Origin of the sequence: Streptomyces sp. NBC_01089 (assembly GCF_045162975.1) — a bacterium.
Taxonomy (GTDB): domain Bacteria; phylum Actinomycetota; class Actinomycetes; order Streptomycetales; family Streptomycetaceae; genus Streptomyces.
In genome coordinates, this window is sequence record NZ_CP108660.1 from 5,021,459 (window position 1) to 5,046,638 (window position 25,180).

The 25,180-nt window shown below is 70.1% G+C and carries 22 protein-coding genes and 2 pseudogenes; 13 read left to right on the plus strand and 11 right to left on the minus strand.

Going from position 1 to position 25,180, the window contains the following annotated elements:
* Positions 1–209 precede the first annotated feature (209 nt).
* A complete protein-coding gene (locus tag OG510_RS22590; protein ID WP_406139113.1) occupies positions 210–1,154 on the minus strand; it encodes an RNA polymerase sigma factor SigF in 945 nt (314 codons plus the stop codon).
* 499 nt (positions 1,155–1,653) lie between these two features.
* Here OG510_RS22590 and OG510_RS22595 point away from each other — a divergent pair, with 499 nt between their 5' ends.
* On the plus strand, positions 1,654–2,046 hold the full coding sequence (locus OG510_RS22595; protein WP_406142487.1) for an ATP-binding protein: 393 nt from the start codon (positions 1,654–1,656) through the stop codon (positions 2,044–2,046).
* A 133-nt stretch (positions 2,047–2,179) separates the two neighbouring features.
* Positions 2,180–4,009, plus strand: coding sequence for an AMP-binding protein (locus OG510_RS22600; RefSeq protein ID WP_406139114.1), 1,830 nt, complete (start codon positions 2,180–2,182; stop codon positions 4,007–4,009).
* Between the two features lie 36 nt (positions 4,010–4,045).
* On the opposite strand, the gene OG510_RS22605 is transcribed toward OG510_RS22600, so the two are convergent.
* Positions 4,046–5,398: a M6 family metalloprotease domain-containing protein gene (locus OG510_RS22605; protein ID WP_406139115.1), complete on the minus strand. Its 1,353-nt coding sequence runs from the start codon at positions 5,396–5,398 to the stop codon at positions 4,046–4,048.
* Between the two features lie 249 nt (positions 5,399–5,647).
* On the opposite strand from OG510_RS22605, the gene OG510_RS22610 reads away from it, so the two are divergent.
* Positions 5,648–6,286, plus strand: coding sequence for a TetR/AcrR family transcriptional regulator (locus tag OG510_RS22610; RefSeq protein ID WP_406139117.1), 639 nt, complete (start codon positions 5,648–5,650; stop codon positions 6,284–6,286).
* A gap of 339 nt (positions 6,287–6,625) precedes the next feature.
* A complete protein-coding gene (locus OG510_RS22615) occupies positions 6,626–8,155 on the plus strand; it encodes an MFS transporter (RefSeq protein ID WP_406142488.1) in 1,530 nt (509 codons plus the stop codon).
* Positions 8,156–8,214: 59 nt separating this feature from the next.
* Here OG510_RS22615 and OG510_RS22620 read toward each other — a convergent pair whose 3' ends face one another.
* Entirely contained in the window at positions 8,215–8,730 is a 516-nt protein-coding gene (locus OG510_RS22620) for a MarR family winged helix-turn-helix transcriptional regulator (RefSeq protein WP_406139118.1), read from the minus strand.
* A 91-nt stretch (positions 8,731–8,821) separates the two neighbouring features.
* On the opposite strand from OG510_RS22620, the gene OG510_RS22625 reads away from it, so the two are divergent.
* On the plus strand, positions 8,822–9,601 hold the full coding sequence (locus tag OG510_RS22625; protein ID WP_406139120.1) for a dioxygenase: 780 nt from the start codon (positions 8,822–8,824) through the stop codon (positions 9,599–9,601).
* 71 nt (positions 9,602–9,672) lie between these two features.
* Here OG510_RS22625 and OG510_RS22630 read toward each other — a convergent pair.
* Positions 9,673–9,930, minus strand: a pseudogene (locus OG510_RS22630) (GNAT family N-acetyltransferase); the annotation flags it as partial.
* 195 nt (positions 9,931–10,125) lie between these two features.
* Between OG510_RS22630 and OG510_RS22635 the strand changes: the two are divergent.
* Positions 10,126–11,106 carry an RNA polymerase sigma factor RpoD/SigA gene (locus tag OG510_RS22635; protein WP_406139122.1) on the plus strand — a complete coding sequence of 327 codons (981 nt, stop codon included), beginning with the start codon at positions 10,126–10,128 and terminating at the stop codon, positions 11,104–11,106.
* Between the two features lie 204 nt (positions 11,107–11,310).
* Here the strand turns inward: OG510_RS22635 and OG510_RS22640 are convergent, their stop codons facing one another.
* Positions 11,311–12,873: a DHA2 family efflux MFS transporter permease subunit gene (locus OG510_RS22640; RefSeq protein ID WP_406139124.1), complete on the minus strand. Its 1,563-nt coding sequence runs from the start codon at positions 12,871–12,873 to the stop codon at positions 11,311–11,313.
* A gap of 62 nt (positions 12,874–12,935) precedes the next feature.
* Between OG510_RS22640 and OG510_RS22645 the strand changes: the two genes are divergently transcribed.
* The gene (locus OG510_RS22645; RefSeq protein WP_406139126.1) at positions 12,936–13,907 is read left to right on the plus strand and encodes a helix-turn-helix transcriptional regulator; all 972 of its coding nucleotides are present in this window, start codon (positions 12,936–12,938) and stop codon (positions 13,905–13,907) included.
* Positions 13,908–13,989: 82 nt separating this feature from the next.
* On the opposite strand, the gene OG510_RS22650 is transcribed toward OG510_RS22645, so the two are convergent.
* The gene (locus OG510_RS22650) at positions 13,990–14,736 is read right to left on the minus strand and encodes a DUF6227 family protein (protein ID WP_406139127.1); all 747 of its coding nucleotides are present in this window, start codon (positions 14,734–14,736) and stop codon (positions 13,990–13,992) included.
* A 157-nt stretch (positions 14,737–14,893) separates the two neighbouring features.
* Positions 14,894–16,066: a P1 family peptidase gene (locus OG510_RS22655; protein ID WP_406139129.1), complete on the minus strand. Its 1,173-nt coding sequence runs from the start codon at positions 16,064–16,066 to the stop codon at positions 14,894–14,896.
* A gap of 125 nt (positions 16,067–16,191) precedes the next feature.
* On the opposite strand from OG510_RS22655, the gene OG510_RS22660 reads away from it, so the two are divergent.
* From OG510_RS22660 to OG510_RS22685, 6 genes and pseudogenes are all read left to right on the plus strand, one after another.
* Entirely contained in the window at positions 16,192–17,313 is a 1,122-nt protein-coding gene (locus OG510_RS22660; RefSeq protein WP_406139130.1) for an MFS transporter, read from the plus strand.
* Positions 17,314–17,459: 146 nt separating this feature from the next.
* Complete coding sequence (locus OG510_RS22665) at positions 17,460–19,781, plus strand: molybdopterin oxidoreductase family protein (RefSeq protein ID WP_406142489.1); 2,322 nt, start codon at positions 17,460–17,462, stop codon at positions 19,779–19,781.
* Positions 19,782–19,788: 7 nt separating this feature from the next.
* A pseudogene (locus OG510_RS22670) lies at positions 19,789–20,385 on the plus strand (4Fe-4S dicluster domain-containing protein); the annotation flags it as partial.
* A 158-nt stretch (positions 20,386–20,543) separates the two neighbouring features.
* Positions 20,544–21,263: a ubiquinol-cytochrome c reductase iron-sulfur subunit gene (locus OG510_RS22675; RefSeq protein ID WP_406139132.1), complete on the plus strand. Its 720-nt coding sequence runs from the start codon at positions 20,544–20,546 to the stop codon at positions 21,261–21,263.
* Entirely contained in the window at positions 21,260–21,727 is a 468-nt protein-coding gene (locus OG510_RS22680) for a hypothetical protein (RefSeq protein ID WP_406139133.1), read from the plus strand. The genes OG510_RS22675 and OG510_RS22680 overlap by 4 nt, the downstream gene beginning before the upstream one ends.
* Positions 21,728–21,773: 46 nt before the next feature.
* Positions 21,774–22,010: a hypothetical protein gene (locus OG510_RS22685; RefSeq protein ID WP_406139134.1), complete on the plus strand. Its 237-nt coding sequence runs from the start codon at positions 21,774–21,776 to the stop codon at positions 22,008–22,010.
* Positions 22,011–22,023: 13 nt separating this feature from the next.
* On the opposite strand, the gene mscL is transcribed toward OG510_RS22685, so the two are convergent.
* The 4 genes from mscL to OG510_RS22705 form a co-directional block, all read right to left on the minus strand.
* The gene (gene mscL / locus OG510_RS22690) at positions 22,024–22,497 is read right to left on the minus strand and encodes a large conductance mechanosensitive channel protein MscL (RefSeq protein ID WP_406139136.1); all 474 of its coding nucleotides are present in this window, start codon (positions 22,495–22,497) and stop codon (positions 22,024–22,026) included.
* A gap of 144 nt (positions 22,498–22,641) precedes the next feature.
* The gene (locus tag OG510_RS22695) at positions 22,642–23,190 is read right to left on the minus strand and encodes an RcpC/CpaB family pilus assembly protein (protein ID WP_406139138.1); all 549 of its coding nucleotides are present in this window, start codon (positions 23,188–23,190) and stop codon (positions 22,642–22,644) included.
* Between the two features lie 428 nt (positions 23,191–23,618).
* Positions 23,619–24,503: an S-methyl-5'-thioadenosine phosphorylase gene (locus OG510_RS22700; protein ID WP_406139139.1), complete on the minus strand. Its 885-nt coding sequence runs from the start codon at positions 24,501–24,503 to the stop codon at positions 23,619–23,621.
* 108 nt (positions 24,504–24,611) lie between these two features.
* Complete coding sequence (locus OG510_RS22705) at positions 24,612–24,995, minus strand: FmdB family zinc ribbon protein (RefSeq protein ID WP_406139141.1); 384 nt, start codon at positions 24,993–24,995, stop codon at positions 24,612–24,614.
* Between the last annotated feature and the right edge of the window lie 185 nt (positions 24,996–25,180).

A 25,180-nucleotide genomic window follows, 5' to 3' on the forward strand; every position in this document is an offset into this window, starting at 1 on the left:
AGCCGGGCACACGGCCGGGTACGGTCTGCTCGGTGAGGCCAAATGAGTCGCCTCATCCTCCCGTGTCTCCCGTGCCGTGTCTCCCGTGGGTGAGGGCACTTCGGCTGCCGCGGTGGGCGGGCCGGACCTGCGCGTGGCCCCGTCCGACACCCGGGGTTTGTGGTGTCGGACGGGGCCACGTATCGCTGTGCGGGGCGTCGGGGGGTGCGTTACTCCTCGACGAGCATCCCGCTGCGCAGGCTCTTGAGGATGCGCGACAGGAGACGCGAGACGTGCATCTGGGAGATGCCCAGCTTCTCGCCGATCTGCGACTGGGTCAGCTCTTCGCCGAAGCGCATCTCCACGATGCGGCGTTCGCGGTTGTCCAGCTTGCTCAGCAGCGGCGCGAGGGCGTGCAGGTCCTCGACCGTCTCCATGGCGGGGTCGGCCTCGCCCAGGACGTCGGCGAAGGTGCGGCCGCTCTTGGTGGCCTGGCCGTCGCCGGTCGACTCGTTGGGCATGTCCAGGGAGCCGGCGGTGTAGCCGTTGCTCGCGACGATGCCCTCGACGATCTCGTCCTCGGTGAGCTGGAGGTGCTCGGCCAGCTCGGCGACGGTCGGGTCACGGTCGAGCAGGACCGCCAGGTGTTCCTTCCCCTTGGCGATCTCGACCCGCAACTCCTGGAGCCGGCGCGGGACATGCACGGCCCAGCTGGTGTCACGGAAGAAGCGCTTGATCTCGCCGACGATGTAAGGGACGGCGAAAGTGGTGAACTCGACCTCGCGCGACAGGTCGAACCGGTCGATGGCCTTGATGAGGCCGATGGTGCCGACCTGGTTGATGTCTTCCATCTCGCCGCTGCCGCGGTGACGGAACCGGCTGGCCGCGAACCTCACCAGCGAGAGGTTCATCTCGATAAGGGTGTTGCGTGCGTACTGATATTCGTGCGTGCCCTCTTCGAGGACCTGGAGCTGGTCAAAAAAGATCTTTGAAAGTGCCCGTGCGTCCTTCGGTGCGACCTTCCCCGCGTCTTCGATCCAGGGGAGATCGCCCACCTCCGGCGGAGCCGGTGCGGTAGCGGTAAGTGCCGTCAGTGCCGACTCAGCCGACTCAGCAGATACCGACTCAGCAGGTGCCGACTCAGTCGTGGCGGCATGCGCGAATGTCTGCGTCATGTTTTTCAGCCTCCCCAAGTAGCGGACCCCGTTCAATATCCGCTCCTGCCCGGAGGGCATGGCTTCAATCCCCTCAGGGCAGATGAGGGGAGTTCTGTGGCGGTTTGTCCGTATATCTTCTTCGGATGGGCCTCAAGGTCACCTCGTATCTGCTCACATCTGCGTGTTCGCCGGCTCCGGGTGCGGGCTTGCCTCGGGTGGCTGGGATTCCTGGTTCCCCGCGCTTTCTCCTTCATGCGTGTTCCTGTACGTGAGTGAATTGCGAGGCATTTCCGCTGGATCCTCTCGGTGGGGGTAGGCGCGCAGCTACCAGGAGATCAACGGGCGTGCCAAGAGGGACGTTTCTATAGGCGGGGTGAGTCATATGCATCAGGAATTCGGTGAGCGGAGCGTTGTCGGCGGCGCCGATGTAAGTGGCTATGTGAGTGCCGGTGCCCGTGCCGACGGGAGTGTCTATGCCGGTGTCGGTGTCGGTGTCGGTGCCGGTGCCGACACCGACATCGATATCGACGGCTCTCAGTCCGCCGACTGGGTCTGCCGGCCGCGTCTCGCGGCCGACGCCCGGGAGGCTGTCTTCCGGTTTCTCGCCGGGCTGCATCCCGCGCCGCCCGCGCACCTGTCGCAGAATCTGGTCCTGCTGGTCTCCGAACTCGTCACCAATGCCCTCCGTCACGCCGGAGGTGTGACCGTCATGCGGCTCAGTGCCGACCGGCGCAGTGTCGAAGTCGCCGTCGTGGACCCCAGCCCGGCCCATCCGCAGGACCGCACCCCCGACCTGACCGGGTGCACCGGCGGGTTCGGCTGGCCGATGGTCCAGCGGCTCGCCCGTACCGTCGCGGTACGGAACGAGGCCGACGGCGGGAAAGCCGTCTGCGCCACCCTGCTGCGGTGATGTCCTGCCGTGGTCACGCGGAGTTCCGTCCGGTGGCGGGGTGTTGGGGGCGGGCGTGTACGTCTCCTTGACCCGGTGCAGATGCGGGCATAGCGTCCCAGGTGACTGAGCAAGCGCTTAGAAAGGGTCTTCAGTGCCGCAGACCGAGCCCCCCACCGCCTCTCCCGGCCCCGCCGCCCCGCGCGACCCAGCCTCCTCCGGCCCGGCCTCTCCCGACCCCGCCGCGGTCGAAGCCGCGCTGCGTGCGCCCGGTGCGCCCTTTGCCGTGGTCGCCGCCGAGGACGGTTCTCCGGTGTACGAGAGCGGACCGCGCACCCTGCGGGAGTTCGTCGAAGCCGTCTGGGCCTTCGGGGATCAGCCGTTCCTCGTCGCCGAGAGCGGTACGTACACCTATGGCGAGTTCTTCGCCGCCGCCTGCGCGCTCGCCCGTCGGTTCACCGATGTGTACGGGCTCGCGCCCGGCGACCGCGCGGTCGTCGCGATGCGGAACCACCCCGAGTGGCAGATCGCCTTCTGGGCCGCCCAGTTGGCCGGGCTCGTCGCCGTACCGCTGAACGCCTGGTGGACCGAGGACGAGTTCACGTACGCCCTGGACGACTGCCGGCCGCGGGTGCTGCTGGTCGACGGTGAGCGGCTGGGGCGGGTCCTGCCGTGGGCCGGCCGGCAGGGGGACCCGGACGGCGGCGACCGCCCCTGGATCCTCGCCTTTCACCACGACGGCAGCACACCGAGCCAGGCCGGCACCGCCGGAACCCCTGCCGCCGACGCCCCCACCACCCTCCCGTACGCACGCTTCGAGCGCTACGAGGAGCTGCCCGCGGCCGATCCCGCGCTCGGTCCGCCCGATGTGGAGATCCGCCCCGAGGACGACGCCACGATCATCTACACCTCGGGCACCACCGGCCGCCCCAAGGGCGCGGTGGCCACGCATCTCGCGCAGGTCGGCGCCATGATGAACCCCCTCTACCACGCGGCGGCCTCCGTCCTGGCGCGCGGCGCCGTTCCCGGTGAGGGGCCGGCGCCGGTGGCGCTGATGACCTTCCCGTTCTTCCATGTGGCCGCCTTCACCAGCGTGTACGCGGCGATGGCCGCGGGCGGCACCCTCGTCCTGATGCGCAAGTGGGACGCGGACAAGGCCCTGGCCGCCATTCGTACGCATGGCGTCACGCACTACGCGGGTGTGCCCGCCACCGCGCTCCAGCTGCTCGACGCGGCCGAGCGCGGCGGCGACGGCCTGGAGACCCTGGCCATGCTCAGCACCGGGGGCGCCGCGGCCCCGCCCGACCTCGTACGCGGTCTGGTGGCCCGGCACAGCGGACGGATCGAGCCGCGGAACGGCTACGGGCTGACCGAGACGAGCGGCGGCGTCCTGGCGAATTTCGGCGCCGAGTACCGCGCCCACCCCGAGAGCGTCGGCCGCCCGACCCCCGCCACCGAGGTGCGTATCGCCGACCGGTCGGGCCGGGCGCTGGCCGACGGGGAGGTCGGTGAGCTGTGGCTGCGCGGGCAGGCGCTCGTCCGCGGGTACTGGAACGCCCCCGAGGCCACCGCGGACGCCTTCCAGGACGGCTGGTTCAGGACCGGGGATCTCGCGACCGTCCACGAGGGCCGGGTCAGCGTCGTGGACCGGATCAAGGACATGGTCGTCCGGGGCGGCGAGAACGTGTACTGCGTCGAGGTGGAGGCCGCTCTGCACGCGCACCCCGATGTGCTCGACGCGGCTGTGCTCGGCGTCGCGCACCCGGTACTCGGCGAGGAGGTCGCCGCCGTGGTGCAGCTGCGGGACGGCAGCGGCGCCACCCCTGAGGTGCTCCGGGCGCATGTGGGGGAGTCGCTGGCCGCCTTCAAGGTCCCCGCGTACGTCTTCGTACGGGCGGAGCCGCTGCCCCGCAACGCGACGGGCAAGGTGCTCAAGCGCGAGCTGCGGGGGCCCGTCCAGGACCAGGTGTCACGGGGCGGCTGATCCGCGGCGGGCGCCCGAGCGGCCGGTGCGGGGCCGTCAGGAGCGGGTGATCCGGACCTGGTAGTCGCCCGACTTGTCCTTGCCGGTGACCTTGATGATGATCCCGTGCGCCGCGTCGGTGAAGGTCTGGCCCACCGTGTACGGGGCGTCCGACAGCTCCGCCTGCACATTGGCGCGCAGGGTGCAGCCGCCGCTGTCCGGGGTGCTGTCCCTGACGGAGATGGGGCCCTGGCCGGTGTCGACGTCACCGTCGACGCGGTAGACGAGCGCTCCGGGGCGGCACACCGCGTCGTCGTTGCCCGACCGGGTCCTGATCTCGACCACGTAGGCGGCGGACTCGGACATCGGGATCACGGCCAGTTTGGTGCCTCCGCGCGTTTCCAGCGGCGAGAGCGTCGCCTCGTGGGTGCCGGGCGTCGACGCACAGCTGACCTGCTTGTCGTCCAGCCAGCCGAGCTTCCACTTGTGCCAGCCCAGCATGTCGTTGTCGGCCCCCCAGTCCTCGGACATGATGTCCCAGTGCCCGACCGAGCCGCCGCCGCTCGACGTGTAGAGGTCGGGGAGGCCGAAGGTGTGGCCGTTCTCGTGCGGCAGGACGCGGTAGCCGGTGTGGCTGTACGAGCCCGATCCGTCGTCCTGGCGGCTGTAGATGAACGACATGTTGGAGAGCTTCACCCCGTCGGCGACGGGCGCCTCCTCATTGCCGGAGAACGTCACCGACAGCACGGTGTCCAGCGCCGACGGGCCCGCGTTCGGGGTGGCCAGCACATTGATCAGGTCGTACTTGCGGAAGTCCACTTGGCGGTCGGCGGCCTTCACGATGTCCTGGGCGAGCCGCCGGTACCCCGGCTGGTAGGGGGAGCCCCGCTGTATTCCGTACGAGCTGAACGGCGACGGCATCCGCAGCCAGCGCTTGACGGGGGCCTCGGGGTGGTAGTCCAGCCGCCCGTAGGAGCTGGTGCGGTACCAGGTGGCGGTCTGCGGGAAGAACTCGCCGTACCGCTTCATCGCGGGCTCCGACCCGTGTGCGTCCGGGAAGTCGATCATGAGCGTGAGGGCGTGGATGTTGCCGGTCGAGCGGGCGTAGCCCGGTGCGGTCGGCAGGCCCTCGGACATCTGGACGCCCAGCGCGCCGCCGATCCGGCACGGGCCGAGCGACAGGGCGGATCCGGGGCGGTCGGCGCGTACGGAGAGCCGGCCGGTGGCGGACGCGGGACCGCCCGGCGGGGTCTTCTGCAGCAGGGTGGTGCTGCCCGAGGTCAGTGCGGCCAGTGCGAGGGCCGCCAGGGTGACGACGGCCAGCGGGCGCCGGGGCGAACGTATCCGGGAGCGGGAGGTCCGGGAACGGCCGGAGGGGCTGCCGCTCGACCTGGGGCGGGTCTGATGCATGCCTTCGCCTTCGGGCCGCGGCAGCCGACGGTTCCGAGCTGCACTCGTTCGATCACCCTGTGTCGGGTGAGGCGGGGGCGCGCGCTGGGTGGGCCGATCGTGGACTTTTCCTGACGAATGGGGTGTGTCCCACGTCACATGAGGCGGGGGAAATAACTGGGGACCGTTTCCCCGTTTGAACCGGTGTCACAGCGAACCGGGGAGACCCTCCCCGGTTACGGGAACCAGGACCGCAGGGAAGGAAGCGCCGTGGAAACCGCCACCGCCGTCCGGCCGCGCACCAGGGCCGATGCTCTGCGCAACCGGGAGCGGATCGTGTCGGCCGCGCGTGAGATCTTCGTGGAGTACGGGCCGGATGTGCCGCTCGACGAGATCGCCCGCCGGGCCGGCGTCGGCAACGCCACGCTCTACCGTCACTTCCCTGACCGGATCGATCTCTTCCGGCATGTGGTGCTCTCCGTCATGGCCCGCGTCGCGGACCAGGTGGAGGCGGCCATCGCCGAGGAGCCCGACAGTTTCGCCGCTCTCCGCCGCTTTGTGCACGCAGCGGCCGACGAGAAGATCGGTGCGCTCTGCCCGATGCTCTCCGACGGCTTCGACCGTGCGGACGCGGAGATCATGGCGGCGCGCGACCGGCTCGAGGAGTCCGTGGAGGACCTCATGAGCCGTGCGCGCGGGGAAGGGCAACTGCGCTCCGACGTCGCCGTCGGGGATCTGTTCGTCGCCCTCTCCCAGCTCACCCGGCCACTGCCCGGCACGGGCTGCCTGGGTCTCGACCGCTTTGTCCACCGCCATCTACAGCTGTTCCTCGACGGGCTCCAGACCTCGGCACGGACGGTCCTTCCCGGGTCACCGGCGACTCTTGAAGACCTCCGCCGGCCGTCGTAACGCAGCGGTAACGCGCGGACCCCACGCTTGAACACGATGCTCGAACCGCACCCGATGCTCGATCTCGACGTTTGATCACGACGCCTGAACACCACGCCTGAACAGGACGCCCGAATTGCACGCCTGACCTCGATGCCCGATGCCCGAATCCTGATGTCCGAATTCTGATGCCGGGATTCTGACGCCCGACGCCCGCGTGCGCGCCTGAAGCGCGCGCCCGGAACGTCCACCCGCGCAACGCATCACCGAAGTGCGCCCCGAGGCGCGCTCCGGAGCGCGACCTCCGCACTCCTCATGACCTCTCCGCACCCCTAGGTGGCTCCCGCCATGTCTCATTCGATGTCGAAAACTCCCGACATATCACTCCCTGACCCCAACCGCTGGAAAGCACTCGTCTTCATCGCCCTGGCGCAGTTGATGGTGGTGCTCGACGCGACGATCGTGAACATCGCGCTGCCGCACGCCCAGGTCGACCTGGGTATTTCGGATGCCAACAAGCAGTGGGTCATCACGGCCTACGCCCTCGCCTTCGGCGGGCTCCTGCTCTTCGGTGGCCGCATCGGCGACCTGTGGGGCCGTAAGCGCGCCTTCGTCATCGGGCTGCTCGGCTTCGCCGCTGCGTCCGCCGTCGGTGGCGCCGCCGCCAACGAGGCGATGCTGCTCACCTCCCGTGCCGCGCAGGGCATCTTCGGCGCACTGCTCGCGCCGGCCGCGCTGTCGCTGCTCGCCGTGACCTTCACCGATGCCAAGGAGCGCGCCAAGGCGTTCGGCATCTTCGGTGCGATCGCCGGTGGTGGCGGCGCCGTCGGCCTGCTGCTCGGCGGATTCCTCACCGAGTACCTGGACTGGCGGTGGACGTTCTTCGTCAACATCCCGTTCGCCGCAGTCGCCGCGCTCGGAGCGTACTTCGTGATCCGGGAGCCCGCGGGCGGCCGTAACCGTTCGCCGCTGGACATCCCCGGTGTGCTGCTCTCCACGACCGGTCTGGTCTCGCTGGTGTACGGCTTCACGCGCGCCGCGTCCGACGGCTGGTCCGACCCGGTCACGATCAGCATGTTCGTCGCGACCGTCGTCCTGCTCGGGGCGTTCGTCGCCGTCGAGTCGAAGGTCAAGGCCCCGCTGCTGCCGCTCCGGGTGGTCGCCGACCGCAACCGCGGTGGCATCTACGCCTCGCTCGGCCTGGCCATCATCGGGATGTTCGGTCTCTTCCTCTTCCTGACGTACTACCTCCAGGTCGTGCAGGGCTACTCATCGGTCAGGACCGGCTTCGCCTTCCTGCCGATGGTCGCCGCCATGATCACGGGCTCCACGCAGATCGGTGCCCGGCTGATGACCCGGGTGCCCGCCCGGTTCCTGATGGGCCCCGGCTTCGCCGTCGCGGCCGTCGGCATGCTGCTGCTGACCCGTATCGAGGTCGGTTCGTCGTACGCGTCGGTGATCCTGCCGGGCATGGTGCTGCTGGGCCTCGGGATGGGTACGGCGTTCATGCCCGCCATGTCGCTCGCCACGCACGGCATCGCGCCCCGTGACGCGGGTGTCGCCTCGGCGATGGTGAACACCTCGCAGCAGGTGGGCGGTGCGATCGGTACGGCGCTGCTGAACACGATCGCCGCGTCCGCCACCACCGCGTACCTGGTCGGGCACGCGACGGCCGGCGGCAACCCGAAGCTGGTCCAGGCCCAGGCGCTGGTCCACGGCTACACGAACGCGATCTGGGTGGCGGTCGGCATCCTGGCGGTCGCCTCGGTGATCGCGCTGACGCTCATCAACGCCGGTCGTCCCTCGGTCACTCCGGCGGTGTCGAGCTCCGGCTCCGGTGACTCCGACGTGGTCGAGGACGAGGTGCAGATCCCGGTGATCGCGCACTGAGCCCAGCCGGGTACGGACGTTCTGCCCTGGTTCCGCGGGGGCGCCTCAGAAGTGAGGGGTCAGCGGAGCCAGGGCAGATCCGCGTCCTCACCCGATGGCTGGAGACCCTCGGCCATCACCCGCATGATCTCGCCGAGCTGGCCGATCTGTTCGGGGGAGAGCCGGTCGAACAGCGCCTGCCGTACGGCTGCGACATGGCCGGGCGCGGTCCGCTCCAGCACCTTCATACCGGCGGGTGTCAGGACCGCGTTCTGGCCGCGCTTGTCGGACGGGCAGTCCTCGCGGCGCACCCAGCCGTTCCGCTCCAGCCGCGCTATCGCGTGCGAGAGCCGGGAGCGGGTGATCTTCGCGTCCATCGCCAGCTCGGTCATCCGCATCCGCCGCCTGGGCGCCTGGGAGAGCTTCACGAGCAGCCCGTAATAGATGTGCGGCATCCCGGCGTCCCGCTGCAACTGGCGGTCGAGATGGTCCTCCAGGAGCGTGGTGGCGTGGAGGTACGCACGCCAGATGCGCTGCTCTTCGTCGCTGAGCCAGCGCGGTTCGTCAGGGGGCGGTGCCGAGGTCATGTGCTCCACTGTACGACTCTTTCTTGAATATTAAACTAGATCCGGCTAAGGTCTGATCCTGAGTAAATGCTTGAGACTTCAAGTAATGGAGTTGTCGCCCATGCCCGCCACCGCCCCCGCACGCATGCCCGCCCTCTATCTCTCCCACGGCGCGCCACCGCTCGCCGACGATCCGCTCTGGCCGGGCCAGCTCGCCGCCTGGTCCGCCGGTCTGCCGCGCCCCAAGGCCATCCTGATGGTCTCGGCACACTGGGAGGATGCCCCGCTGGCGCTCGGCGCGACCGAGACCGTCCCCCTTGTGTACGACTTCTGGGGCTTCCCCGAGCACTACTACCAGGTGCGGTACGACGCCCCGGGTGCGCCCCTGCTCGCCGAGAGCGTGCGGAAGCTGCTGCGCGGCGCGGGCCATCCCGTCCAGGACGTCCCGGACCGGGGGCTCGACCACGGTGCGTATGTCCCGCTGGTCGAGATGTACCCGGACGCCGGCATACCCGTACTCCAGATCTCCATGCCGACGCTCGACCCGCGCAAGCTGATGGACATCGGGCGCAGGCTCGCCCCGCTGCGTGACGAGGGCGTGCTGATCGTCGGCAGCGGTTTCTTCACCCACAATCTGGCCGCGCTGCGGCACGAGGGCACCCCCGGCTGGTCCGCCGAGTTCGACGCCTGGGGGCGGGAGGCGCTGGAGGCGCGGGACATCGACGCGCTGCTCGACTTCGAGCGCAAGTCCCCGTCGGGGCGGCTCGCCCACCCGCGCACCGAACACTTCGCGCCACTGTTCGTGACGCTGGGGGCGGCCGGGGACGGTCTTGAGAGCCGCCGTGATGTGATCGACGGCTTCTGGATGGGGCTGGCGAAGCGGTCGGTGCAGTTCGGGTAATGGGTCATGGGCAACGGCCCGGGGGAGCGGGCGGGGGCCGGGGATCAGACTTCGCGGTAGGCGCCCGGCGGCGCGGCCTTCGGCCTGAGTGCGCTGCTGGTTGCGTACCCGAGGATCTGGGCAGACGGTACCTCCTGCGCAACCAGTAGCCGGTGTGGGCCGTCCTCAGGGTGGGAGAGCAGCCACGGGCGGCGTTCCTCGGGGGTGAAGACATTCGTGTCGAATGTGATCGCGGTCTCAAGGATGTAGTGGTTGTAAAGGTCGGTGAGGGCCTGGAGATCCGCCTCCTTCCCCGGCCTGACCTGCACTTCCGTACGCTGCGCAGACATCTGCTCTCCCTTGGTGGCCGGACAGGGTACTGCATGATCACCAAAAACAGAGCGGGTCATGGGAATTCTGTCCGGATTCCAGTCGTTGTTTCCATCAGATGCAGGACACCGGAGAGGGTGTTCCGCACCACACCGAGCCCCACACCGAGCCACTGATTCGCGACCTCATCACGTTACTCACGTTAGGGAGCACGCATGGCAACCCGTGCCGTCGCCCGTCGATCCGACCGGGCAAGCAGCGTTCGCGCCGTAGGCGGGGAGATCGCCGACCGCGACCTGGTCGGCATGTACCTCGACGAAATAGCGCGTACGCCACTGCTCGACGCCGAAAAGGAAGTCGAGCTGTCCCAGACCATCGAGGCCGGGGTGTACGCCCAGCAGATCCTCGACGGTTCCGTGCAGAGCGAGGCGGCCGGGGCCTCGCGTGAGGAACTGGAGGCGCTGGTCGCCGCCGGGGAGCGCGCCAAGGACGTCTTCATCCGGTCCAACCTGCGACTGGTCGTCGCTGTCGCCCGCCGCTATCCGCGTGCCGGCCTGCCGCTGCTCGACCTGATCCAGGAGGGCAACGCGGGCGTGGTGCGCGCGGTCGAGAAGTTCGACTACGCGAAGGGCTTCAAGTTCTCCACCTACGCGACGTGGTGGATCCGCCAGGCCATCACCCGGTCGATAGCGGACCAGTCGCGCACCATCCGGCTCCCTGTGCACCTGGTGGAGGAGCTGGGCCGGATCCGCCGTGTCCAGCGCGAGTTCAACCGTGAGCACGGCCGCGACCCCGAGCACGAGGAGATCGCAGCCGAGCTGGACACCAAGCCGGCCCGGGTGAGCGACGTGCTGGACTGGGCCCGTGACCCGGTCAGCCTGAACATGCCGGTGGACGACCAGGGCGAGACCCAGTTCGGTGACCTCCTGGAGGACACGTCGGCGGTGTCGCCCGAGCAGTCGGTGATGACGCTGCTGCGCAGTGAGGAGCTGGACGAGCTGATCGGCAAGCTCGATCACCGCACGGCTTCGATCATCAAGATGCGGTTCGGTATCGACGACGGCCGGGAGCGGACGCTGACCGAGGTCGGCAAGGAGCACGGTCTGACGCGTGAGCGGATCCGCCAGATCGAGAAGCACGCCCTGCTCGAACTGAAGAAGATGGCCGACGACGTGGGCTTCGACGCAGCGGCGTGAGCGGCCAGGCCCGTTGCCCAACCTCTGCTCCCGACTCCCTCGCAGCCCTCTCCGGCCGCGAATCGACTACAAACGCCGGACGGCGCCCACTGCGGGTGCCGGCCGGCGTTTGTTCTGTAAGGCGCGCCCGGCTTTTGGGTGCGCCCGGCCTTTGAGCGCGCCGGTCTGAAGGCGGGCGCAGGGCGTACGAAGCCCCACCGTGGCTCAGACCGTGAGCGCCGGCTCCCTGGGTGTCCCGTCCGGGTCGGACCCCGGGTGTTCCTCCGGGCCGGGTGCCGACACGTCGGTACCGCTGCCCGCCGGTGCCCGCTTCGGCAGGGCGAACATCAGCAGGAAGATCACACCGAGCACCCCGGCGACCCACCACAGCGAGTCCATGAAGGCATGGACGAAGGCGGGGCCGGTCGCACTCGGCGCCAGGCGGTCGCTGATCGAACCGAAGAACACCACGGACACCAGGCCGAGCCCCAGCGCATTGCCCATCTGCTGCACGGTGTTGATCAGCCCCGATGCCGACCCCGCGTGCTCCTTCGGGACATCGGCGAGCACCGCGTCCGTCAGCGGCGCGACGATCAGCCCCATGCCGACCCCCATCACCGCCAGCGGCAGCGCCATCTGCCAGGACGCGATCGCCGTCCCGTACCGGTCCGCCTCCCAGATGTAGAGCAGCAGCCCGGCCGCCATCAGCAGCGCGCCCGTCTGGAGCACCTTGCGGCCGAAGCGGGGCACCAGCTTCTGTACGGAGATACCGGCGGCCGCCGACACCGCGACCGAGAACGGGATCCCCGTCGTCCCGGCCCGCAGCGCGCTCCAGCCGAGCCCGATCTGCATGTACAGCGTCCAGACCAGGAAGAAGATCCCCAGCGCCACACCGAACGTGGCCTGCACCGCGGTACCGGCCGCGAAGCTCTTCACCCTGAACAGCTCCAGTTCGACCAGCGGCGACCCGTCCTTCCGGGCCTTCAGCCGCTCGTACGCGACCAGTCCGCCGAACACGACGACGCTGCCTGCCATCGACACATACCCCCAGAGCGGCCAGCCCAGCTCACGGCCGCGCGTCAGCGGGTAGAGCAGCATCAGCAGACCCGCCACCACGAGGAGCACACCGACGATGTCCAGCCGGAGCGCCTTCGGAGCTTTCGACTCGGTGATGAACCTGCGCCCCAGCAGCAGCCCGATCAGCCCGACCGGCAGATTGATCAGGAAGATCGGGCGCCACTCCAGACCGGCGATGTTCCACTCGGTGAGCAGCGCGCCGAGCAGCGGGCCGGAGACCGCGCCCAGGCCGACGATCGCGCCGAACAGCCCGAAGACCTTGCCGCGTTCCTCCGCGGGGAAGGTGGCGTGCACGATCGAGAGCACCTGCGGCACCATCAGCGCCGCCATCGCACCTTGCAGGATGCGTGAGGCGACCAGCATCTCCGGGCCGGCCGCGAAGCCGCACAGCGCGGAGGCCAGCGTGAAGCCGCCTATCCCGATGAGGAAGAGCCTCTTGCGGCCGTGGATGTCGCCGAGCCTGCCGCCCGTGATCAGCCCGGCGGCGAAGGCGAGGGCGTAACCGGCGGTGATCCACTGGATCTGGCTGAACGTGGCGCCGGTGTCCTTCTGGATGGACGGGATCGCGATGTTCACGATCGTGACGTCGACCAAGTCCATGAAGGCCGCGGTCATCACGATGGCCAGTGCGAACCACCGGCGGCGGTCGGCCCTGAGCGCGGCCCGGGTGTCCTGTGCATCCGGCGCGGTGGGCGGAGGTGTTGAGGTCATGCCGGGAAGTTAACCGGCATCTAGGTCAGGCTGTGTCCCACTTCCCGGGCATCCTGGCTGTCATGACGGACACTCCGGTACGGCTGCTGCACCTTCTCTCGCTGCTCCAGACTCCGCGCGAGTGGCCCGGCGGTGAACTCGCCGAGCGTCTCGACGTCAGCAGGCGCACGGTACGGCGCGACATCGACCGGCTGCGCGACCTCGGCTATCCGGTCCGGGCCACGATGGGGGCGGAGGGCGGCTACCGGCTGGTGGCGGGCAAGGCCATGCCCCCGCTGGTCCTCGACGACGAGGAGGCGGTGGCCATCGCGGTCGGGCTGCGCGCCGGGGCCGGGCACGCGGTGGAGGGCATCGAGGAGGCTTCCGTACGGGCCCTGGCCAAGCTGGAACAGGTGCTGCCGTCCAGGCTGCGCCACCGCGTCGCCACCCTCCAGGCGGCGACGATCCCGCTGACCAGCGGCGACGGTGCGACGATCGATCCGAGCACGCTCACGGTGATCGCGGGGGCGGCCACCGGGCCCGAGCGGCTGCGGTTCGGCTACCGCGCCGGGGACGGTACGGAGACGAAGCGGCTGGTCGAGCCGCACCGGCTGGTCTCCACCGGGCGCCGCTGGTATCTCGTGGCGTACGACATCGACCGGGACGACTGGCGTACGTTCCGGGTCGACCGGGTGAGCCGGCCGTTCGCGACCGGGGCGCGGTTCGTGCCGCGCGAGCTTCCGGTGGGTGACGCGGCGGAGTTCGTCAGCCGGTCGCTGTCGCGGCGCCAGCCCTCGGTGGATCTCGACGTCACCTTCGAGGCCCCGGCGGAGTTCGTGGCGGCACGGCTGCCGGGCGGGATGGGCACACCCGAGGTGCTGGACGAGCGGCGCTGCCGACTCCGGGCGCCGGTGGCGGACTCGCTGGAGTGGCTGGGGCTGCGACTCGCGCTGGTGGACGCGCAGTTCACCGTGCACCATCCGCCCGAACTGGTGGAGTACGTGGCGGAGCTGGGCGCCCGGCTGGTCCGCGCGGCGGGGGCGGAGGACCGGTGACGGCGGTAAAGGCACTAAGGCACTAAAGGCACTAAGGCAGCAACGGCAGCAACGGCAGTAACAGGGACATGCGGGACGGAGCTCAGCGCACGCGGGCGCGGAGCTCCATCGCCGTGCGGGCCTCGCTCTGGGACATGTACACCTCGCACATATGGCGTCCGTCGGGCGTCGCCGTGTGCTCGACCTCCCAGAGGCTGATCTCCTGGCCGTCGAGCAGCAGGAAGGCGTGCTCGTAGAGGGTGAAGGCGGCGGGCCCCACGCTCTCGAAGCGGCACTGGCTGCCGAGAGCCTGGCTGATCTGATGGGCGAAGGCGGACCGCAGCAGCCCGGCGATGTCCTCACCGGGGCGGTCCGGGTTCTCCGCGCGGCGCAGCAGCCGGCGGGCGTGGTCGGCCGAGCGGTCCGCCGCGTACGTCCTGGCCACCGCGGGCGGGGGTGCCGACTGGAGCGCGGCGAGGATCCCGAGGTCGTCCTCCGGGTCGTCGTCGGGGAACATCGCGGCGGCGTCAGCCCCGCGGATCCGGGTCACGGCGAGCCTGGCCTCGGCCTCGCCCGGATACAGCTCGTACTGCGGGCCCGTGCCCGTACCCGTCTCGTACACCAGCTCCCACAGCGCCAGATCGGTGCCGTCGGCGATGAGGAACGTGTGCCGGTACGTCTCGCGGTGCAGCCCCGCGCCCGAGCTGTGGTGCGAGGAGTGCAGCGCTGTGCTGTGTGCCAGCGCGGAGCCGAGCCGCTCGACGGTGGCGTCGGGCAGCTCGAAAGCGTTCAGTGCGCGCCCGAGGAGTCGCGCGAGGTGCTCCTCGGTCGTCTCATGCGAATGGCTCAAGGTCTCTCCAGGCCGTCGCGGCAAGTCATGAGGTCGGAACTCAACGTAGTCCCTGGGTCTGACAACGTGGCCTTCGTTCGGCAAAACGATGGGGGCGTGCGAAAAGTTCCCGGGCGCCCCGCCAACTCATGTGTCCGGTACGTCAGTAGATGCCGCGTCAGCTCGGATCGGTTCCCGCCTCCGTGCCGTACAGGTCACGGTGGGCCGGGAACCAGCCCCCCGGCCCCTCCACCGACTCCGCCGCCCGGACGGCCCGCACCACGGCCCGGCTCAGCGCGTCGGCCCCTGCGGCCAGTACGTCGTTGAGGACGCTCAGGTCGGGGCGGTGGCCCGTGCCGGTGGCAAGTGCGAAGACGGTGTCGCCGTCATGCATCAGATGGACGGGCCGCACCGCACGTGCGAGACCGTCATGTGCTGTTCCGGCCAGCTTCTGCGCCTGGGCGCGGGTCAGTTCGGCGTCGGTGGCCACGACGGCGATGGTGGTGTTCAGCGGGGGGCGCGCATTTCCCTCGCGCGCCAGAGCCAGCAGGCGTTGTGCCTCTTCATGGACGGCGTCGGCCGGGTATTCGGGCCGGCCCTGCCCGTACTCGCCGTAGAGCACGCCCGTTCGCGGATCGACCGGTGAGCCCGCCGCGTTGACCACGGCGACGGCTCCCACGGTGACGCCGGACGCCAGGGTGACGCTCGCCGAGCCGACGCCGCCCTTGAGCCCGCCGGCCACCGCGCCCGTACCGGCGCCGACGCCGCCCTCCTCGACCGGTGTGCCCGGGGCCGTGCGCGCCGCGGCCTCCACGGCCGCGCGCCCCGTCGACGCGTCCGGCCTGGCCCGCCAGTCGCCGCCGCGCCCCAGGTCGAAGATGCAGGCGGCGGGGACGACCGGGACGACCTGGGCGGGGTCGGGCCCGACCTGGACGCCGCGGCCCTGCTCCTCCAGCCAGGCCATCACGCCGGACGCGGAGTCCAGGCCGTACGCGCTGCCGCCGGTCAGGACGACGGCGTCCACGCGCTGCACCAGGTTGCGCGGGTCGAGGGCGTCCGTCTCCCGGGTGCCGGGTCCGCCGCCGCGCACGTCCACGGCGGCGACCGCACCGCCGGGCGGCGCCAGGACGACGGTGGTGCCGCTCAGCGCACGCTCACCGGGGACCCGCGCATGTCCGACCCGCAGCCCGTCCACGTCGGTGAGCGAGCCGGTGTGCCAGGGGGAGGAGTGGACGCCGGTACGGGGACCGGCGCCGGCGGGCGAGTCCGTACTGCCCGTACTGCCCGTACTGCCCGTACTGAAGGGCGGAGTGGCTGCGGGGCGCTCCGACGGGGTGTCTGCTGCGGTCATACCCCCATGGGACCACTGCCGCCGGTGGATTTCCCTGCCGACGGCCGGTTCGGCATCTGCGTGAAGCCTCGCCACCCGCACCGAAGAAAACGCATAAAACGGATATTGCCGACTACGGTGGCGCAGTGACCGAGCCGCCTCCCGCCCCCGCCGCACCGCCGCCGGCCCCCAACTCCGTACGCCCGGCCCCCGCGAACCAGGCCCCGGCCGGCCAGATGCCGGGGCGCCCGGTCTCCGTACGCGCGACGGCCGCGGGCACCGCGGTCTCGCTCCTGCTGATCGTGGCCATCGTGCTGGGCAGCCGCTTCCTGCGCGACTTCGACTCGGCCCTGCTGCCGTACGCCGTCGCCAGCGTCTTCCTCGCCTTCGGTGTCGCCTACCGGTACACGGTCTGGATCTCCGCGCCCGGCGCCCGGCGGCTCTTCAACAGGGGCTGGGGCAGCCTCTTCTCACGCGCCAACTTCCGCAAGGCGCCCACCGCCCTGCCGAAGATGATCGCCACCTATCTCGGCTTCCAGAAGTTCCTAGGAGCCCGTTCGCACGCCCGCTGGGCGGCTCACCAGCTGATCTTCTGGGGCTGCATCCTCGCCGCACTGATCACCTTCCCGCTCACCTGGGGCTGGTTCACCTTCACGTCGGGCAGCGGCTCGGGGCCCGGGTACGAGATGCGGATCTGGGGCTTCAAGATCATCGGGTTCGACTCGCTGAACATCGTGGGTTGGCTGATGTTCCACGGCCTCGACGTCGCGGCCGTCCTGGTCATCCCCGGGGCCGCGTACTTCCTGTGGCGGCGGATGAAGGACCGGGGCGCCATGACGGGACAGCGCTTCGCCTACGACCTCGTACCGCTGCTCGCGCTGATCGTCATCTCCGTGACGGGCCTCCTCCTCACCTTCTCCTCGATCTTCCTGCACGGCGGCGGCTATGAGTTCCTCGCCGTGCTGCACATGGTGTCGGTGATCTTCACGCTCATCTACATCCCGTTCGGCAAGTTCTTCCACATCGTGCAGCGGCCCGCCGCCGTCGGGATGCAGCTGTTCAAGTACACCGCCCGCCAGGACGAACAGGTCTTCACCTGCCGCCGCTGCCATGAGCCGATCGACACCGGCCCGTACGTCGACAACCTCCGCGCCACCATGCGCGACCTGGACCTGAGCTTCGACGCCTGGACCGAGTACTGCCCCCGTTGCAAGCGGGTACTGCGCGGCAACGCCTACCTCAGCCAAGTGAAGAAGGGCTTCAAGTGAGCACCCCGCACGCCCCGGCTTCACCGCACGGCTCCGCCCAGCCGGGCAACTCCGCTCAGCCGCACGGCTCCACGCTGCCGGGCAACTCCGCTCAGCCGCACGGCTCCACGCTGCCGGGCAACTCCGCTCAGCCGCACGGCTCCACGCTGCCGGGCAACTCCGCTCAGCCGGCCGCGCCCGCCGTGCCGCTCGACCCGGCCATCGCGCCTCCGGGCACCCGCAACTTCCGTGACGCGGGCGGTATCCCGGCTGATCAGTGGCGCGCCGACCAGAACGGCGAGACGCTCGTCCCCACCCACTGCTGCTTCTGCGGGGTGCAGTGCGGCATGTACCTCCGGGTCGACCGGGGCGGCAAGGTCTTCGGAGTCGAGCCCCGCAACCACGACATCAACCGGATGCGGCTCTGCCCCAAGGGGATCAACGCCTATCAGCAGGTCAACCACCCCGACCGGCTCACCGCCCCGCTGATGCGCCGCTCGCGCGACGAGCCCTTCAGGGAGACCTCCTGGGAAGAGGCCCTCGACTTCACCGTCGCCGAGATCCGCCGTATCCAGGGGCAGTTCGGCAACGACGCCTTCGGGCTGCTCGGTGGGGCCAGCCTCTACTCCGAGAAGACCTATCTGGTCGGCAAGTTCGCCAGGGTCGCGCTCAAGACCCGGCATGTCGACTACAACGGCAGGCTCTGCATGGTCAGCGCCGCCGGCGCCAACAAACTCGCCTTCGGCATCGACCGGGCGGGCAACCCCTTCTCCGACATCCTCCTCACCGACTGCCTGCTCATCGCCGGATCGAACGTCGGGGAGTGCTTCCCCGTGCTGACCCAGTACCTGTGGGGAGCCAGGGACCGCGGCGCGTCCCTCATCGTCATCGACCCGCGCGAGACGGCCATCGCCCGCACCGCCGACATCCACGTCGCGCTCAAGCCGGGCACCGACTCGGCCTTCTTCAACGCCGTACTGAACGTGGTCATCCGCGAGGGCCTCGACGACCGGGCTTTCGTCGAGGCACACGCCACCGGCTGGGAAGAGGTACGCGCCACCGTCGCCGACTACACCCCGGAACGCGCCGCCGAGATCTGCGGAATCCCGGCGGCTCAGGTCGTCCAGGTGGCCCGGACCTTCGCGGGCGCCGAGCGGGCGATGGCCTGGCATGCCCGGGGGATCGAGCACCACTCCCAGGGCGTCGAGAACTGCCTCTCCGTGATCAACCTCTGCGCCGCCACCGGCCACATCGGCCGCCCCGGCGCCGGCTACGGCACCCTCACCGGCCAGGGAAACGGCCAGGGCGGCCGTGAACACGGCCAGAAGTCCGACCTCCTCCCCGGCGGCCGCTCGATCACCAACCCGGAGCACCGCAGGCAGATCTGCGAGATCTGGGGCATCGAGGAGCCCGAACTCCCGCCCGCCGGAACCTCGATGATGGAAATGGTCTGGCAGATGCAGCGCCAGGAGATCCGCGGACTCATCGGCATCTGCAACAACCCCTTCGTCTCCCTTCCCCACTACCGCGTCGTCAAGGAGGGGTACGACACCACCGAGTTCCACGCCCAGTTCGACTTCTTCCTCTCCGAGACCGCGGCCAACGCGCACGTCGTCTTCCCCGTCACCACCTGGGCCGAGGACGAGGGCGTGATGGCCAACGCCGAGGCCCGTGTCGTCAAGCACAACAAGGCACAGGACCCGCCCCCCGGCGTACGGACCGACACCTGGGTGATCTCGCAGCTCGCCCAGCGGCTCGGGGTGGGCGACAAGTTCACCTACGCGGGCTCCCGCGAGGTCTTCGAAGAGCTGCGCGTCGCGTCGGCGGGCACGGTCAACGACTACTACGGCATCACCTACGAACGGCTCGACGAGACCGGCGGCATCGCCTGGCCCTGCCCTTCCACCGATCACCCCGGCACCCCCCGGCTCTTCGAGGACGGCACGACGTACCACCCCGACGGCAAGATCCATCTGCAAGTCGTCGAATGGCACGCCCCGATGGACCCGTACGACGACGAGCACCCCATGTCGCTCACCACGGGCCGCACGGTCGCGCACTTCCTCTCCGGCAACCAGACCCGCAGGCTCGGCGGACTGGTCGAGCAGACCCCGCGCCCCTGGGTCGAGGTGCACCCGTCGCACGGCTTCGCATCCGGCGACCCGGTGCGGGTCGTCACCCGGCGCGGCAGCGAGGTCTTCCCCGCGCTGGTCACCGAGGCCATCCGGCCCGACACCGTCTTCATCCCGTACCACTGGCCCGTTCCCACCGCAGCCAACGCCCTCACCATCGATGCTCTCGACCCCCGTTCCAAGATTCCCGAGTACAAGGTCTGCGCCTGCCGTATCGAGGCCGCCCAGCGGGTCGACGAAGTCCCCGCACCGCCCGTCGCCCCCGGTGGCACGGCCTACCCCGAGGCGCAGATCTCCCGCACCGACCCCCTGCCGCCCTCGGCCCCGCAGGGGCGTGGCACGGCGGAGAGGAGCTGAGTCCGCCATGATGGGCAGAACGATCTTCATCGATCCGGGGCGCTGCATCGGCTGCCAGGCATGTGTCTCCGCATGCCGTGAGTGCGATTCGCACCGGGGCAAGTCGATGATCCACCTCGACTACACCGACCCCGGCCAGTCCGTCGCCTCCCTTCCCACGGTCTGTATGCACTGCGAGGACCCGGTCGCGCCCTGCGCCGAGGTCTGTCCTGCCGACGCGATCCTGGTGACCGCCGACGGTGTGGTGCAGCAGGCCGACACCACCCGCTGCATCGGCTGTTCCAACTGCGTCAACGCCTGCCCCTTCGGCGTACCGAAGATCGACCTCCAGGCGAAGCTCCAGCTGAAGTGCAACCTCTGCTACGACCGCACCGCCTACGGCCTCGCCCCCATGTGCGCCACGGTCTGCCCGACCGGGGCGCTGTTCTACGGAACGCTGGAGGAGCTCCAGGCGGAGCGCCCCGGCGTCCAGGTTGCCGACTCCTTCGCGTTCGGCGATGTCGTGGTCAAGACCGGCGTCGCGATGGTGGTCCCCGCGGAGAAGGTCCAGTGGCCGGTGCCCGGCGGGCTGCCGGTGGTCGAGGTCAATGGGGTCGATGTGAGAGAAGCGCCGCCGGGCGTGGGCGGTGCGGGTGGTGCGCGTGGCGCGGGGGGTGCGAGCCGTTCCGACGGTGGCGGTGGTGGTGCCGGTGCCGGTGGTGGTTCCGATGTCACCGGCACGGGCACGGGCACCGGTGGTGCGGGGAGCGGAGGTGGCGGGCGATGAGCGTCACCCAGCAGCCACCGGGCGGCCAGCAACCACCCGGGCAGCAACCGCCGGGGCATTCGTCGTCCGGCCCGTCCGGCCCGTCCGGGGGTGGGGCGGCGGACAACGGTGGGGCGCGCGAGGCGTTGCACGACCGGATCAGCGCGGACTCGCTCACCACGCGGCGCGACTATCTGCGGATCGTCACCACCGTCTCCGGCGGGCTCGCCATCGGCGGCCTCGGTGTCGCCGGGGGAGTGCTGGAGCGGCATGGTGACAGCGAGACCGCGCCCACCCCCAAGAAGGTCACCGATCAGTTGCAGCCCGGTGAGTCCGTCGCCTTCCGCTTTCCCGGCGACGAGGACCGAGCCGTGGCCGTACGCCTCGCGGACGGCAGCCTCGTCGGATACTCCGCTGTCTGCACCCACCTCGCCTGCGGTGTTCTGTGGCGCAAGGACCGCGGTGCCGACGGCGAGCTCTACTGCCCCTGCCACGAGGGCGTTTTCGACGCGCGGACCGGTGAGGTCACCGCGGGCCCGCCCCCTCGCGGGCTGCCCCGGGTGCTTCTCGTGGAGCGGGACGACGGCAGCGTCTGGGCCCTGGCCACGGCTCGCTCCGGCGAGAACATCAAGGACGCGGTGTGCCGGCAGTTCAAGGACTCGGACCCGGAATCGACCGCACGGATCGGCTGTCCCGGTGTGAGACGGACGACACATGACCGAGGGGAGCAGACATGAGCGACCAGCCGTCGCAGCCTGAATCGCCTCGCCACGACCCGTCGCAGCCCGAGCCGCAGCAGCCCGAGCCGCAGCGGCCCGATGCATCCCGGCCCGGCTCTCCCCGGCCCGGCTCTCCCCGGCCCGAATACCGGCCCGGCAGTGCGCAGCCCCGTCTCAACCGGCCGCTCACCGAACGGTATCCACAGATCCGCGCCACCAGTGGGTACGGAGACCCCCGGATCCGGCACACCGGCCCGGGGCCCGGCGCCGGGAGCGAACAGGAGCCTGAACGCTCCGCCAAGCTGACCGCCCGGCTCGCCCTGGCGATGACGGTCGTGATCGGCCAGCTCTGGGCCCTGACGATCACCGTCAACGAGTGGATGGAGGGACACACAAGCACCGCGTGGTGGGGCGCCGGATTCCTCTGTCTGTCCTTTCTGGCGGTGCTCGCGCTCTGGCGTCTCGACCCCAAGGACCGTTGAACAGCGGGCGGAGCCGTACCGTGGCCGGGCGCCGTACCCTTGCCGTATGAGCAATGCCCCCGTTCCCGGCCGCGCCTCCCGTGATGACGAGGACCGCGATTCCGCGACCTCCTCCGGCGCGACACCGGTGGCCAGGCCGGTATCCAAGCTGGTCTTCGACGATCCGCTCGACCAGCAGTCCCCGGACGACTCGGACCGCGGCTGGGGCGAGCAGTCGTCCTCCGGGGGCAGTGCGTCGGATCTGGCCCGCTTCCTCGACGAGAAGCCGCCGCACCACATCTGAGGCGCGCCTGGCGTCAGGAGCCGTGGCCCGAGCCACGCTGGGCGACCAGGGTGTCCCTGATCTCCCGCAGCAGCGCCACCTCGGCGACCTCCGCCTCGACCGTCTCCTCCTCCATCGTCTGCTCCTTGGCGGCTTTGCGGGCGAGATACTTCGCCATCGGCAGCACCATCAGGAAGTAGACGACGGCCGCGGTGATGACGAAGGTCAGGACCGCGTTGAGCACGGACCCCCACAGGATGTAGATGCCGTTGGTCACATCGCCGGAGGCGTCGACGGTGCAGGGACCCTTGAAGCAGGACTTGTACGAGTCCAGCTGCGAGGTCCCGAAGGCGCCGACCAGTGGGCTGATCACGCCCTTCACCACGGAATTCACCACGGCCGTGAACGCGGCGCCGATCACGACGGCGACAGCGAGGTCGATGACGTTCCCCCGCATCAGGAAGGCTTTGAAGCCTTCCAGCAGGGTGGGGTTCTCTTTGCTCATCAAGCGGTCCTTCTTCGTGTGCGCCGGGGGCGGAACAGCCCGCTCCGCCACCTAAGGCGCTGCGCCACGAAACTGTCCAATTACCCTGCCCCTGTTGGGTACATGACTGGGCATCAGTACTAATTGGCGCGGAAGCCGACGCTGATTTCAGCACAGTGTCACCGCCAGTTTCGACGTGGCTGCGGCGCCTGCCAGCGCGGTCGCCGTCGAGCGGGGCACCCTGAGGACGACGAGGGCACCGGAGCCGGGAGAGGGGTCACCCGCGGCATCCGTGTCTCTCATGTCTGCCGCATCCGGTACGTCGGACACCCGGGCTCCCGTCGCGATCACCCGTGCCGCGCGGGCGCTCCCCGGTCGGCCGGATCCCGCCGAGGGGTCACCGGTCGATGTGTCGTCGGTCGATGTGTGGTCGGTCGACGTGCCGTCGGCCGACGTGTCACCGACCGCGATGACATCGACGTGGTCGCCGGGGGCCAGCAGCCGTACGGTCGCCGCGTCGGCGATACGTACCGGCGCGGACACCATGGCAGCAGGGCCCGAGGCCGCCGGGGCTCCCGGTCCGCGGGCCCGGACGGCGGCGGCCCCGCCCGACGTGGTGCCGGCCCGAGAATCCGCCCGGGCGTCGGCCTTGGCGCTGGGCGGGGGCTCCGCGCCCCCTGCGTCCCGCGGGGCCCAGGCGGCCAGGGCGGCAGCCATGAGGATCAGCCCCGCCACCGCCGTCCGGCGCCATCGGCCAAGGGCCCGCCGCACACGGCGCCGTCCCGGGCGCACCCGGAGCGGGGCGAACGGGGGCACTCCGCGCGGCTCGGGCGCGGAAACGACCGGTACGGGCATGGGGATCATGACAACCACCGCCTGGTGAGAGGAGTCCGGGTCGAGCGCCTCCCACCATCCGGCCTTCCGCCGCGTCCCGCTGAGAGCTGTGGACTACTCGCCAGTTGTGGACAACCCGCTCACCCGCAGCCGCTCAACCGCCTCTGCTCGCCGCTCCCGCTCATCCGTAGCCGCACTCAGCGATGCCTGGCTCACCCGCGCCTGCTCACCCGAAGCCGCTCAGCGGTGCCTGGCTCACCCGCGCCTGCCCATCCGCAGCCGGGCTCAGCAGTGCCTGAACCGCCCGCCCCTCAAGGCAGCGTGATCCCCGGGTCCACCCCATCCAGCGCCCGCGCGCAGTGGCAGGCCATCGACTGCTCCGCGGGCAGCCCCGCCACCGCGTCGAAGAGGACCGTGCGCAGCCGGTCCACATTGGCGGCGAAGACCGTCAGCACCTCGTCGTGGGAGACGCCCTCGCCCGCCTCGGCCCCCGCGTCCAGGTCCGTGACCAGCGTCATCGACGTGTAGCAGAGCCCCAGTTCGCGGGCGAGCACCGCCTCCGGGTGCCCGGTCATACCCACCACGGACCAGCCCATCGCCGCGTGCCAGCGCGATTCGGCCCTGGTGGAGAACCGCGGCCCCTCGATGACGACCAGAGTCCCGCCGTCCACCGGCTCCCACTCCCGCCCCCGCGCCGCCGCGAGCGCTGCCTTGCGGCCCGCGGGGCAGTAGGGGTCGGCCAGCGACACATGCACCACGTTCGGAATGCTGCCGTCCGGCCGCACCTGACCGTCGTAGTACGTCTGCGGGCGCGCCTTCGTCCGGTCCACCATCTGGTCCGGGACGAGCAGCGTCCCCGGCCCGTACTCCGGCCGCAGACCGCCGACCGCACACGGGCCGAGCACCTGCCGTACGCCCACGGAGCGCAACGCCCAGAGATTCGCCCGGTAGTTGATGAGGTGCGGGGGCAGATGGTGGCCGCGTCCGTGCCGGGGGAGGAACGCCACCCGGCGGCCGGCGATCTCACCGAGGAAGAGGGAGTCGCTCGGCTTCCCGTACGGGGTGTCCACCTCGACCTCGGTCACGTCCTCCAGGAAGGAGTAGAAGCCGGAGCCGCCGATGACCCCGATGTCCGCTGTCAGGGCCGGGGTACGCCCCGCGGTCGCCCGGTCTGCCGAGTTCGCCACATTCACCATGCCGGTCACACTATCCGGGGCTCAGGACCCGCCCCCGACGCCCTGGGTGCCCCGGACACAACGGAAACCCCACCGTCGACCGACGGCGGGGTTTCCGGGAAAGCGCTATCAGGCGGCCGAGCTGCCGCTGGAGGAGCTGCTCGATGACGAGGACGACGCCGAACCGGCCGACTTCGAGGCACCGGCCTTCGCGTCGGAACCCGAGGAACCCGAAGAGCCCGAGGAACCGGAAGAGCTGGACGAACCCGAGGACGAGTCCGACGAGGACGACGAACCGGTGGACTTCGCGGACGCCGCCGTGCTGCTCGATGACGAGCCACGGCTGTCGTTCCGGTAGAACCCCGAGCCCTTGAAGACAATGCCGACCGCCGAGAACACCTTCTTCAGGCGTCCATCACAGCTCGGGCATACGGTCAGGGCGTCATCGGTGAACTTCTGCACCGCCTCGAGACCCTCGCTGCATTCGGTGCACTGATACTGATAGGTCGGCACTTGCTCCTCCTGGCACTCTCACTCAGTGAGTGCTAACGACGCTCTATAGTGACGTATTCCGCTGGATCAGTCCACTGAGACGGGCACTCGGTGACCGATCCCACGCCGCGCGCCACGCTTGATGCCCCGGCCGGACACCACATCCGACGCCACATCCGACGCCAGATCCGATTCCGGACCCGATG